We start from the raw sequence: 13,348 nt of genomic DNA, 5'->3' as shown, positions 1-13,348 counted from the left end.
AGACTCCTCTATATTTATAGCTCTATAATGGCATTGGATTATAGCCTGAATAAATTAAGATCGCAACAAAAGTTGCCACTGCTATCCCATAAATAAAGCAAGGTATAGCATTTCGTCTAATTAATTTACCCTCTGCTCCAATTGTACCTACTGTAGCACATACAGCTACTATATTATTTACACAAATCATATTACCTACTGCTCCACCAATATTTTGTAAAGCTACTAATAACACTTGAGGCATACCTAAAATAGTTGCAGTCTCAAATTGGAATGATGAAAACAAAATATTAGAAACTGTATTAGAACCAGACATAAATGCGCCGAGTACTCCAATAAATGGAGAGAAAAATGGAAATGCCTGTCCAGCAATAGAAGCAGCTGCTTCAGCCATTGCAGTCATCATACTTGGTAAACTTCCTTCATTGACTCCTGAATTTAACATTAATTGTACTAACGCAACGCCAGCAAATAAAGCAATTGCTGCACCTGTTATTTGCTTAAATGTATTAATCCATGCATTTTTAACTTGTTCTTTATTCATACCATGAACAAAATGAGTAATTAATGCCACTAAAATAAACGGAATAGTTCCAGGCAGGTAAGCCCATTTTAAAACATATGTTAGATCTTGTATACCTAAAATATTTGGTATTTGGATAGCTAAAGCATCACTATTTAATAATGCTTTTAGTCCTAATGCTGGTATTCGTGTAATTACTAGTATTAAAGCAATTAACACATATGGAATCCAAGCTTTGAACAATGACATTTTTGATTCACCAATATCACCTGTGTCAATAACCGACTTCCAATCCTCTTCCCACTCTGATTTGTCTGGGAAGTCCCAAGTTTTTTTAGGAACTAAAAAACCACTTTGAGCTGCAAATAAAACTATAGGTAGTCCAATTATTGCACCTACTAAAGAAGGAAATTCTGGTCCTAATAAAGCAGCCGTTATTATATATGGAATTACAAAAGCTAGTCCTGCAAAGATTGCAAAAGGTGCTGCTTCTAAAGCAGGTTTAATAGAACGTTCTTTACCAAAAAACTTCGTTAACAAACATAAACCTAAAAGTGGAATAAAGGTACCAACAATACCATGAGGAATTGCAGACCACATAGATAAAACCATTTTAAATGTTTCTGGACTCGCTCCCATACCTTCTAAAGTTGCTCCAATAGTACCCATAGAGCCATATACTGGTGTTCCAACTGCACCAAAAGTTACAGGGGTACTATTAAATATTAAAGCTACCATAGCAGCTGCTAAAGGAGGAAATCCAAGTCCTACTAATAATGGACCTGCTAATGCTGCAGGTGTACCAAAACCAGCAGCTCCTTCAATGAATGCACCAAACATCCAACCAATAATAACAGCCTGAATACGGCGGTCTTTAGTGATTCCATTAAATCCATTATTAATCGTTGCCATTGCTCCTGATTGTTTTAAAGTATTTAATATTAAAATTGCACCAAAAATAATAATCAAGACGTCTAGTGCTTTAAAAAGACCAAAAATTGAATAACCTAGTACACTTATAAGATTCATTTTCCACATTGTTAAAGCAATTATAGCAGCTAAAAGCCAAGCTAAAGGTAATGCTTTTTTTGCTGCCCAGTTAAAACCTACCATTAATATAATGGTAACCAAAATAGGTAAAAAGGCCATAAAAGCAAACATGTTATCCCTCCAAATAATAATATTTTGAACCTATAATTTATATGTATTAATAAACTACTTTCTGCACCTCCCTTTAGTATTTATCATTATCATTTATTCATACCATAAAAATAACTTATTAATAGTGAAAATATTCTGATTATTTTTTATGATATAAATCACACTTTATTACATATTTGAAATTTTGTCTATATATTTGTTTTTTCGACATAAAAAAACTACTAAAAATACTATTAGTAGTTTTTTAATATTGATCTATACTTTTTAAATCATTGATTTCTTGTTCTTTCAAATGTCTATACTTTCCTTTTTGCAAATTCCCTAGCAATAAATTTCCTTGCTTTATTCTTTTTAAGTGTAAAACTGGATGATTTATTGCTGAAAACATTCTTCTAACCTGCCTATTTTTTCCTTCTCTAATTTTAATTTCTAGTAAAGCTTTATTATCATTAGTTTTAATAGTTTTTATCATTGCAGGAGCCGTAATACCATCTTGTAGTATTATTCCAGTTCTTAATTTGTCTAAGTCAGAATTTTGAGGTATACCTTTAACTAAGACTTCGTATACTTTATATACCTTATGCTTAGGATGAGTTAATTTATAGGCTAGTTTGCCATCATTAGTTAAAAGTAACAAACCTTCTGTTTCATAATCTAGACGTCCTATAGGAAAAATGCGATCTTTAATATCCTTCGTAAGATCCAAAACAGTGGGTCTGTTTTGTTCATCTTTTACTGTGGTAACATACCCTTCTGGTTTATTTAGCATAATATATATTTTATTGTTAGTTTTACTGATAGTATTATTATTAAATAATATTATATCTTTATCTGGATCAACCTTTGTTCCTAGTTTTGTAATTACTTCTCCATTTACCTTTACTAACCCGCCTTTAATATATTCTTCACACTTTCTTCTAGATGCTATTCCTCTATCAGCTAAAACTTTTTGTAACCTTTCCAATTGTCTCCCCCTCGTTTATAGAGTTTTTTCTTTACTAAATTAAAAAACTTTATTTACAATATAAACCGATACTAGGAATGTTGTCAAATCAGCTGTTAACCCTACCCAAGGAGCATGGCGATATTTTTTTATTCCTACAGAACCAAAATAAACAGCTAACACAAAAAATGTCGTGTCTGAGCTACCTTGCATTGTTGAAGCTATCCGTCCAATTATTGAATCAGCACCATATGTGTTAATTAATTCTGTAGCAATTCCTAAAGATGCACCACCCGAAAAAGGCCTCATTAAAGCAAGTGGCAGTATTTCACCAGGAATATTGAAAATACTTGTAACAGGTTTCAATATTTCTACAAACATTTCCATAGCTCCTGAGTTTCTAAATATCCCAACGGCAACTAACATTGCAACTAAATAAGGTATTAACTTAATTGCAATTTTAAATCCATCTTCTGCTCCTTCTATAAACACCTCATACACCTTAATGCCTTTTACATATGCATAAACAGGGATAAATGTGATTATAATTGGAATCATCCATTTTGAGACTTCATTAATAAATATTTCTACCATATTTTCAATCCTTTCTCGTAAAATATCGTAGAATTTTGTCCATAGTTAATGACACAGTCATTCCAACGGAGGTTGCAATGATTGTTGTTCCTACAATTTCAGTTGGATTTGCCGATCCTGCAGCTAATCTAACACCTATAATTGTAGCTGGTATAATTACAATGCAGGAAGTGTTAACTGCTAAAAATGTAATCATAGCATCACTAGCTCTATCAGAGTTATTATTAAGACTTTGTAACTCTTGCATTGCCTTTAAACCAAAGGGAGTGGCAGCATTTCCTAATCCTAAGATATTTGCACTAATGTTTAATAAAATTGAACCCATAGCAGGATGATCTTTAGGTATACTCGGAAATAATATTTTTGTAATAGGTCTTAAAATCTTAGCTAAATTATCTATTAATCCAGATTTTTCACCTAATTTCATAATTCCTAGCCAGAAGGTCATTAAACCAATTAAATCAAAAGAGTATTTAACTCCCAGATTTGCAGCCTTTAAAGCTGAATCAGTTATAATTTCTGGTTGTCCGTTAAAACATGCTACTAATGTTCCAATTACAATAAGTCCTAACCAAATTATATTTATCAAATTAATCACCTAAAAAGAACTTTTTTATATACTATGATTAATTTTAGAAAACTAGAACTTCTAACTTTGGACATAAAAAAAGACAGGTTATAACCTGCCTTAACTTCCAGCAAATTCACCATCAACGGTAGGACTTGCCTTTTTATCTTTATTTTCAGTACTTTGTGCAAAAGCACTTTGTATCTTATCTATTACCATTGGAACTTTATCTATTAATCTTTCTGCAACTGCATTTCCATCAACTGACAAAAATCTTATATCTCCAGGTGATACTACTAAAAATCCAACTGGTCGTACAGATACTCCACCACCAGATCCCCCACCAAAAGGTAAATCCTTGGCATCTTTTGAACCTTCTTCTCCTGTGGCATTAGAAAATTCACCACCACCAGCTCCAAATCCACAAGCAACCTTGGAAACTGGTATAATTACAGTTCCATCCTTTGCCTCTACTGCTTCACCCACTACTGTATTTACATCAACCATTTCTCTAATACTTTCCATTGCTGTTGTCATAAGTGCTTCAATAGGATGCTTTTCACTCATTTTGAGACCTCCTTTATTAATGTTTTATTAACCAAATAAAAGCGTACTAGTTGATATGTAACAATAATAATATGACCTAAAGGAAATACAAATATACCTTCATAATTTAAACTTAGTTTTTCTATATTAAAAAAAGGTTGAACCTTTATGCTAGAAACCTTGGGTTTATATGTAATATACTTTGTTAATTCACTTACAAATATACCTTTTGTGCTCCATAAAAAACCTACAATCATACTTGTATAAAAAGGGTCTATAAATCCAACTTGTGTATGTAAAATTAATTTTTCGCATTTCATAGGTTTTGAAATTTTTGCGGTTAATTTTAGAGAGTTTTTAGTTATTCTTGATATTATAGGTAAGTATTTGTTAATCCTATCAATAATTAATTTCCAGTTTTTAAAGGGAATACGTTTTGCATCCATCGCTTCTTCTATTTCTTTTTTTCTAACCTTTTTCTTGCAGCAATCGCAATTAATTTAGTAATTGGAGATGAGAATTTTTGATTTAATGAAAAAAACAAGATTTTAGTAGTTACCGATAATATTAATTTTGAATCTAGATTATCTAATTTTATATATACCTTAATTGGTATAAACATCATAACAAATAATAGACAGAATATTACTATAAGCATGGCTCCACCCCTTATACCTAATTTTGTCAAAAACAGATATAAGTATTCCTACAAAAAAAAGTCGCATAGCTGCGACCTTTTAATCATTACATGATTTATCTTGAAGTGGTGGTAATTGATTGATAGTTTCTAGGCCAAAATACCTTAAAAAATCCTTTGTAGTACTATATAATATCGGTTTTCCAATTACATCTTTTCGTCCATCTTCTTTAATTAATTTTTTTTCCATTAAAGTATTGATTGTCTTATCAACCTTTACGCCCCTAATTATCTCTATTTCACTCTTTGTTACTGGTTGTTTATAGGCAATGATAGATAATGTTTCTAGGGCCTGCGTAGATAATGTGCTTAATTTTGGTTTATATAACTTTTCAACATAATTAAAATATTCTGGCTTTGTTATAAATTGATATCCCCCTGCAATCTTACTTAGATAAAAACCATGAGATTCATGATTATATTGAGCTATCATATCTTCAAGTATAGCAATTGCTTCATGTTTCTTAATTTTTACAATTTCACATATTTGTTCAATTTTAAGAGGTTCATTACTTGCAAATAGGACACATTCTATAGCTGCTATAATTTTTTCAGAGAAAAACAACATATACATCCTCCACTTCACTTACCTTTAAGAGTTAAAAACAATTATCGTACTAAATGGATTGTTTTGGGCTACTTTTACTTTTTTTAATTTTATTAATTCTAATAAAGCTAAAAATGTTACTACGATTTGTAATTTGCTTTTCTTAGTTGTGAATAAAATATTAAAGGTAATTCCTGTTTTAGAGATATTTAATTGATCTAATATTTCGTCCATACAATCTTCCAAAACTACTTGTTCACGATTTATCTCAAAAATAGGTTCTTGTTCATTTATATTTTTTAAAATAGCTTTAAAAGCATTGGTTAAATCAATTATTTCGATATTCTCTACAGGATTACTTATTTCTATATGTTTCAATAAGTCATTTTCATCAAATTCTCTGGAATATACCTTTTTCATCAACATTTCATTTTCATGTAATTTTTCAGCTAATTCCTTAAACCGTTTATATTCAAGTAGTCTTGCTACTAATTCTTCTTTTGAGTCTTCTTCAATGATGGGTTTTTCGGGTTTTGGTAACAGCATTTTAGCTTTTATGGCCAAAAGCTTTGACGCCATAACTAAAAACTCACTTGCAATATCCATATTTAAACTTTGGGCATCGTAAATATATTTTAGATATTGCTTGGTAACTTCAGCAATGGGTATATCATAAATATCAATTTTTTCTCTTTCTATTAAATGTAATAATAAAGCTAAAGGTCCTTCAAACTTTTCTAGAAATATATGGTTTCCTTTATTCATAACTTTCCAGACCTCACTCATTTATAGTAGTGTATAAAGATATATTATAGCATAAAAAAAAGAGGGATACATTCCCTCTAAATAATCAGTTAACTTCTACTACCTTAGAACTTTTTAACATATTGGATTGTTCTAATTCATTGAAGTATTTTTTAGTTTCAAATACAACTACACCACTTAAACTAATTAAAGCTATTAAGTTAGGTATAGCCATTAACCCATTAACTATATCTGCAATTGTCCAAATTAATTCTAATTCTAAAAAAGCACCTGAAGCAACTAATACTATAAAAATTAATTTATAAGGTAAAATTCCTTTTATTCCAAATAAAAATTCTGTACAACGTTCCCCATAATAATTCCAACCTAATATTGTTGTAAAAGCAAAAAACATAAGACCAATTGTTACAATATATTGACCAATTATATTTAAACCTTCAGTAAAAGCATAATTAGTCATTGCAGCACCACTTAAATCACTACTCCATGCACCAGTTAAAGTTAAAACTAATCCTGTCATAGTACAAACTACTATTGTGTCAATGAAAGTTCCAGTCATAGCAATTAAACCTTGTTTAGCTGGATCTTTTGTTTTAGCAGCTGCTGAAGCTATAGGAGCACTACCTAGACCAGATTCATTAGAAAAAACTCCTCGTGCAACCCCCATTCTCATTGCTAATATCATCGTAGACCCTAAAAATCCTCCTGTTGCTGCTGTTGGAGTAAAGGCACTTGTAATAATAAAACTAAATGCTGCAGGTACAGCTGTATAGTTAACTATTAACACTGCAAGACATCCAATGATATAGACTATGGCCATAAAAGGAACACAAAACTCAGCAACTCTAGAAATACTTTTTATTCCACCTAAAGTAACTAAAGCAACTAATGTTGTAATTATTGCTGCTGTCATAATGATTGGAATATTAAAAACAATATTTGTTGATTCAACAATTGCATTTACTTGAGGAAAGGTACCTATACCAAAAAGTGCAACACCTATCCCGAAAAATGAAAATGATTTAGCTAAAAACATACTATATGGTTTATGTCCTAAACCATTTTTAATGTAATACATAGGACCACCAGACATTTGACCATTTTCATCTACTTCTCTATATTTTACAGCTAACAATCCTTCTGCATACTTTGTTGCCATACCAAAGAAAGCAGCCATCCACATCCAAAATAAGGCACCTGGTCCTCCTAGTTTAATTGCAGTAGCTACACCTACTATATTCCCCGTACCGATAGTTGCCGAAAGGGCTGTACAAAGAGCAGCAAAACTAGATACATCCCCTTCACAATTATTGTCATCCTTGTCCTTTTTAAATGCAAACTTAAGCGCTAAAGGCAAACGAAATATCTGTAAAAACTTTAAGCGAAAACTTAAATATACACCTGTTCCAACTAAAAGAATTAATAAGGGCGGTCCCCAAATAAAATTATCTATACTCACAAAAATTTGTTGAAAATTCATGTTTATTCCTCCTAATAAATTATTCTTACTGAAAAAATTTAATATTTCCTCCTTTCCTTTTACACACAAAAAGAGGCTAAGTAACAACTTAGCCTCTTGGTAAATTAAATAAATTCACACAGAAGTGAAGATAATCTTATAATAAAAATTATCTCTATATAAATAGAAAATTATAGATAAAAAATCTTCACTTCCTCTGTCCTTTTGCCTGAGAGTTTATCTTTAAAAAAGATTTGCTCCTTCGGCGCCTATAATAGGTCTCTCCAGAGGCTGGTCCAAATACAGTACTTTTCCTCGTAAGGAAGCCTGAGATTTTCAATTCACTTATGAATTTTGTCCCTTCGGCAGAAATTAATTCTTCTCCTGTATCCTTCATCCCATATAATATTTAATTATGTATAAATAGTAGTTTTAACCTTAGAAATATATAACACATACTATCTCCAAGACAAGAACAATTGTACACTACTGGCATACATTTTGACAAGACCTTTTTTAATACTTTCTATTTAATAGATTATTTAGTTAGCCTTTATAAAATATTTTGTAGAAAAAACATCTTCATGATTATCCTTTTCAACGTTAAAATTCATATTTGCAGTTAAATGTTGTAATGTTTTAAATATCGTTTCAATTTCAGTATTTTGTCCTATCTCCGTTGCTATTTCTAACGGAGTATACTTTTTTCCTCTATTATTATCTAAAAAACTCAGTAAATCTTTTTGTAAGTTTATCGTAAGTGTAGCAATTTTTTTACCACTTTCAACACTAGGTTGATGATAGGCATTAATATTTACTAAACTAGCATATAGTCCAACTGCTCTTTCATATAAAGCAATTAATACACCAATAGAATAAGGGGTTATCTCGTCTACAGTAATGGTTATAGATTGCTTTTGTTTTTTGGTCAAAGCATTACGTGTGCCTAATAAAAATGCATGTAAATAATCTCCACTTGTTACCTTATCTTCCAAGATAATTGACGTTTTACTTCGTTTTTTTAATACTTCCATAAAAGTAATAAAGTAATTATCAGGACCATCTAACAATTGCTGAACATATGAATGTTGATCAGTAGAACCCTTATTTCCATATACGGCTATTCCTTGATTTACTATATTATCATTTAGGTCTTTTTCTTTACCTAATGATTCCATAATTAATTGTTGTAAATACTTACTAAACAATTGTAATCTATCATTATAGGGGATAATTACCATTTCCTTTCCCCCAACTCCTTGAGTAAAATAATACCACATCAATGCTAATATAGCTGCTGGGTTTTGACAGATATCATTTCGCCTTGTTTGCTCATCGCACTCTTTAGCACCCCTAAGTAATTCATCAATATCAATACCTTGGAGGGCCGCAGGTAATAAGCCTACCGCAGATGTTTCTGATGTCCTTCCACCTACAAAATCCCATAATGGAAAGATTTCTAACCAATCTTCTTGTAAAGCTAGTTTATGAAGCTTACTATATTTACCTGTAATTGCAACAAAATGCTTAGAAAAAGTCAAATTGGTCTTAGAAAAGATTTCTTTAGTTTCTTCCATCCCATTACTAGTTTCTTTAGTTCCACCACTTTTAGAAATCACTAATACAATGGTTTGGTCTAATTCATCTTTTATTTTGGCAAATAATCTATCAAATCCATCAGGATCTGTATTATCCAAAAATGATATTTGTAATTTAGTATCATTATCTTGTAATGCATTTGCAACAAATTGAGGTCCTAAAGCCGAACCACCTATTCCTACTAATAAGACCCTTTTGAACATTTTACCAGTAGAGGATAATATCTCTCCTTTATGTATTTTAGAGCTAAACTCTTTAATTTTTAAAATAGTCTCTGAAATTTCTTCTCTTATTTCTGGCTTTGGGGCTAAAGAAGGATTTCTTAACCAAAAATGTCCTACCATTCTTTTTTCATCAGGATTTGCTATAGCACCCTTTTCTAAACTTTCCATATCTTTAAAAGCAGTTTCAATTTTTGGTTTAATTTCTTCAAAATAATTATCAGAAAAATTCATACGACTAATATCTATATATATTCCTAAAGTATTGTTAAGATACAAATACTTCTTGTATCTATCCCATAATGCTGATTGCTCCATTTTATCACCTTTCTAGCGGTCATATTTCAGTATTAATGATGCTAGTTGCTTAGAGTCCACTAGCTTTAAATCATCTTCTAGGTAACGCCAGCTCCAGTTTCCCAAAGTGGTTCCTGGAACATTCATACGATCTTTACTGTCTAAGACTAAAAGGTCTTGTAAAGGAGTAATAACCCATTTAGCTTTACTAAAATATAAAGATTCAATAAAACTAAAACACATGTCCTTAGTGATTTCTTTGCTTAATTTACTTTTCTTTTTATACCAACCTAAAAGGGTATCATTGTCATGAGTACCTGTATAATAAACATTGTTTTGTGATTTATTATTTTCAGTAATAGATTCCTTTTCGATAAATTGTAAAACTTTCATACCAGGTAAATTAAATTTATCCTTTAAATTAATTACCTCTGGAGTTATAATTCCTAAATCTTCTGCTATCAATGGTAAATCTCCTAAATACATTTTTAAAGTAGAAAAAAACTGTTCTCCAGGTCCTTTGACCCATTTACCATTTATTGCCGTTTCTTCGTTTGCTGGTATTTCATAATATGACTCAAAACCTCTAAAGTGGTCTATTCTAATATAGTCAACATATTCTAATAAATTTGTGATTCTTTGTCTCCACCATAAATAATCATTTTTTTGCATTACTTCAAAACAATATAAAGGGTTACCCCATCTTTGTCCTGTTTCACTAAAATAATCTGGTGGTACTCCAGCTACTTTAAGCGGTATTCCATGGTCATCCAATTTAAAGTAGTGAGGATAAACCCATACATCGCAGCTATCCTCGGCTATAAAGATTGGAATGTCTCCGATTATTTCGATGTTTTTATTGTTAGCGTATGTCTTTAATTTTTTCCATTGCTTATAAAAATAATATTGCAGAAATAAGTGATAATTAATTTCTGTTTTTAAACTCTTCTTATACTTTATTAATGCATCATTATCTCTATTTTTAATATCTTCATCCCACTGATTCCAAGGTAAACCCTTAAAATGATTTTTAAGTGCCATAAATAGAGCATAATTATTTAACCAATAAGCATTTTTATTTATAAAAAGATTAAAATTTTCATCTTTATATTTAGTTGAAAAATTTCTGAAAGCCTTGTGGAGCAAGTCATCTTTAAAATCATTTATAACTTTCCACTCAATCTTAGAAGGATTAAAATCATAAGTATATATATCTTCTTTGTCTAGTAGCCCTTCACTAACTAATTCATCTACGCTTATTAATAAGTGATTATTAGCAAAAGCCGAGTAACTTTGGTAAGGAGAACCATTAAATCCTACAGGATTAAGAGGAAGTATTTGCCACAGCCTTTGTTTGCTTTCGGCTAAAAAATCTATAAATTGATATGCCGGTATACCTAGATCACCTATACCATATCTTCCTGGAAAAGAAGTAGGATGTAGCAAAGTACCTGTAGCACGATTTAACTGCATATCAAAATCCCTCCGGCGCTATAAATTACTAATTATCTTACCCTCTAAAGGAGCTAATAATACTTCTATTTGTTTATTATTGTTATTAAATATCTCATCCGTATTTAGTAAGTTTATATAGTTTCCATCTTGTTTTAAATTAATCTTTACTTTAGAGCCTTCCCATACATTTCTATTGAAAATACAATATGCGTATTTTTCTCCATCTTTTCTTATATAACCAAATACTTCTTTATTAAAGAAAACTGGCTCCCAATCACCGTTAATAAATATTTTATTATTTTTTCTAAGAGCTATAACTTTTTTATACCATGTTAAAAGTTCGTAATCCTCTTTTCCCCAAGGGTATGTTCCTCTATTATAGGGATCTGAAAATCCTTCCATCCCTACTTCATCTCCATAATAAATACACGGCATACCTGGAAAAGTAAACTGAATCAAGGTTAATAGTTTTAAACGTTTTTTAGCGAGATTAAATTGATCACCATTTAATCTATAATGTTCTTTATCATAATCACTTAAATTTTGCTCTGTTCCTGCATCACCTAATAAAGTTAGAATCCTTGGAACATCATGACTACCTATTAAGTTTAATGTGCTATAAAAAATATCCTTTGGGTAATTTTCAAATAAACTCATAAAATCAATATATGTGTTTTCTGCATCTTTTTGTCCTAGCACATATTCTAATAGTGTTTTCCTAAAAGGATAATTCATTACGGAATCAAGCTCATCGCCCCAAAAATATTCACGTAATTCACTATAGCTTACCTTATTAGATGCATCTTCCCAAACCTCACCCATTAGCATGGATTCAGGATCATATTCTTTCATCGCATTTCTTATCTTTTTAATGAATTCATCAGGTTGCTCATCTGCTACATCTAGTCTCCACCCTTTTGCTCCACACTTTAACCAATGTTTAATTACACTATCATCGTTTTCAATAATAAAGTCTACGTAGGAGGGTTCTAATTCATGGACATTTGGTAAAGTTCCTATCCCCCACCAGCTTTCATATTCATGAGGATGATTGGAAAATTTAAACCACTTATAATATGGAGAATCTTGTGACTGATAAGCTCCAATTTCTGAATAGCTTCCTTCTTTATTAAAGTAAATACTATCACTACCTGTATGGCTAAATACACCATCTAAAATAATATTTATACCTAATTCATTCGCCTTTTTACATAAATCCCTAAAGGTTTCTTCATCTCCAAACATAGGATCTATTTTTTTATAATCACCTGTATCATATTTATGATTACTTGATGCTTCAAAAATAGGATTTAGATATATTGCGTTTATACCTAAATCATGTAAATAACTTAATTTATCAATAATTCCTTGTAAATTTCCACCAAAAAAGTTCCACCTTTTAATACTTCCATCTGGATTTTTAAAATACATGGGACTATCGTTCCAACTAGAATGAAGTAACGATTTATCTTTTAAACTTAAAAATTTACCTTCTCCACAACTATTATGGAAACGGTCCACAAAAATTTGATAAAATACTGCTTCCTTATACCAACTAGGCGTCTGATTTTTTTTATATACTGTTATTTGATAAGCTGGTGGAAGTGTATTTAAAATTTGTCCTTCTCCACCTTTTTGTTTAGCATTATTACCATAAAAAAGCTTATCCCCATTTACCTGAATGATAAAATAATACCACAATAAACCTGGATTAATTGATGTTTTAAAGGTCACTTTATATATAGTATAATTATCCTTATTTTCTTCAAAGTTCATCTGAAGGTTTGTTTCAGTATTATCTTTACTTTTCTTTAAAGCTAATAATATGTTTTCGATTTTGCTATTACACTTTACAGCTATTCTAAGCGTTATTTCTCTATCGCATGTAACTGCACCGAAAGGATTACGATAGTATTCCTCATAGGAATTATGGTAAATCCAAGCCTTTTCCATCAATATTACACCATCCAATA

The 13,348-nt window shown here is 30.7% G+C and carries 13 protein-coding genes and 1 riboswitch; all 13 genes read right to left on the bottom strand.

Translation table 11 applies throughout. The features are described 5' to 3' along the window. Window positions 1–22: 22 nt before the first annotated feature. Window positions 23–1,684, bottom strand: a complete 1,662-nt coding sequence (locus tag B8965_RS09785; protein ID WP_084054013.1) for an L-lactate permease — start codon at window positions 1,682–1,684, stop codon at window positions 23–25. A 244-nt stretch (window positions 1,685–1,928) separates the two neighbouring features. Continuing rightward, on the bottom strand, window positions 1,929–2,648 hold the full coding sequence (locus B8965_RS09780; protein ID WP_084054012.1) for a pseudouridine synthase: 720 nt from the start codon (window positions 2,646–2,648) through the stop codon (window positions 1,929–1,931). A gap of 39 nt (window positions 2,649–2,687) precedes the next feature. Then, window positions 2,688–3,221 carry a spore maturation protein gene (locus B8965_RS09775; protein ID WP_084054011.1) on the bottom strand — a complete coding sequence of 178 codons (534 nt, stop codon included), beginning with the start codon at window positions 3,219–3,221 and terminating at the stop codon, window positions 2,688–2,690. A gap of 4 nt (window positions 3,222–3,225) precedes the next feature. After that, window positions 3,226–3,810, bottom strand: coding sequence for a nucleoside recognition domain-containing protein (locus tag B8965_RS09770; RefSeq protein ID WP_084054010.1), 585 nt, complete (start codon window positions 3,808–3,810; stop codon window positions 3,226–3,228). Window positions 3,811–3,909: 99 nt separating this feature from the next. Beyond that, complete coding sequence (ytfJ, locus tag B8965_RS09765; RefSeq protein WP_084054009.1) at window positions 3,910–4,356, bottom strand: GerW family sporulation protein; 447 nt, start codon at window positions 4,354–4,356, stop codon at window positions 3,910–3,912. Beyond that, on the bottom strand, window positions 4,353–4,781 hold the full coding sequence (locus tag B8965_RS09760; protein ID WP_084054008.1) for a DUF2953 domain-containing protein: 429 nt from the start codon (window positions 4,779–4,781) through the stop codon (window positions 4,353–4,355). Before B8965_RS09760 ends, ytfJ begins: the two co-directional genes overlap by 4 nt. Before the next feature lie 8 nt (window positions 4,782–4,789). Further along, complete coding sequence (locus tag B8965_RS09755) at window positions 4,790–4,993, bottom strand: hypothetical protein (protein WP_084054007.1); 204 nt, start codon at window positions 4,991–4,993, stop codon at window positions 4,790–4,792. Window positions 4,994–5,072: 79 nt separating this feature from the next. After that, window positions 5,073–5,600 (bottom strand): SMC-Scp complex subunit ScpB, encoded by a 528-nt coding sequence (gene scpB, locus B8965_RS09750; protein ID WP_084054006.1) that lies wholly within the window; start codon window positions 5,598–5,600, stop codon window positions 5,073–5,075. A gap of 24 nt (window positions 5,601–5,624) precedes the next feature. Next, the gene (locus tag B8965_RS09745; protein ID WP_159446324.1) at window positions 5,625–6,344 is read right to left on the bottom strand and encodes a segregation and condensation protein A; all 720 of its coding nucleotides are present in this window, start codon (window positions 6,342–6,344) and stop codon (window positions 5,625–5,627) included. Window positions 6,345–6,429: 85 nt separating this feature from the next. Continuing rightward, window positions 6,430–7,824, bottom strand: coding sequence for an alanine/glycine:cation symporter family protein (locus tag B8965_RS09740; RefSeq protein ID WP_084054004.1), 1,395 nt, complete (start codon window positions 7,822–7,824; stop codon window positions 6,430–6,432). 186 nt (window positions 7,825–8,010) lie between these two features. Next, a riboswitch (glycine riboswitch) is annotated at window positions 8,011–8,101 on the bottom strand. A 244-nt stretch (window positions 8,102–8,345) separates the two neighbouring features. Then, window positions 8,346–9,941, bottom strand: coding sequence for a glucose-6-phosphate isomerase (locus B8965_RS09735; RefSeq protein ID WP_084054003.1), 1,596 nt, complete (start codon window positions 9,939–9,941; stop codon window positions 8,346–8,348). Between the two features lie 12 nt (window positions 9,942–9,953). Further along, window positions 9,954–11,393: a 4-alpha-glucanotransferase gene (malQ, locus tag B8965_RS09730; protein ID WP_084054002.1), complete on the bottom strand. Its 1,440-nt coding sequence runs from the start codon at window positions 11,391–11,393 to the stop codon at window positions 9,954–9,956. A gap of 18 nt (window positions 11,394–11,411) precedes the next feature. Next, window positions 11,412–13,328, bottom strand: coding sequence for an alpha-glycosidase (locus B8965_RS09725; RefSeq protein WP_084054001.1), 1,917 nt, complete (start codon window positions 13,326–13,328; stop codon window positions 11,412–11,414). Window positions 13,329–13,348 lie beyond the last annotated feature (20 nt).

It is taken from the genome of Desulfonispora thiosulfatigenes DSM 11270 (assembly GCF_900176035.1).
Lineage (GTDB): Bacteria > Bacillota > Peptococcia > Peptococcales > Desulfonisporaceae > Desulfonispora > Desulfonispora thiosulfatigenes.
The sequence above is the reverse complement of the archived record's forward strand: the minus strand, read 5'-3'. Positions and strand labels throughout refer to the sequence as shown.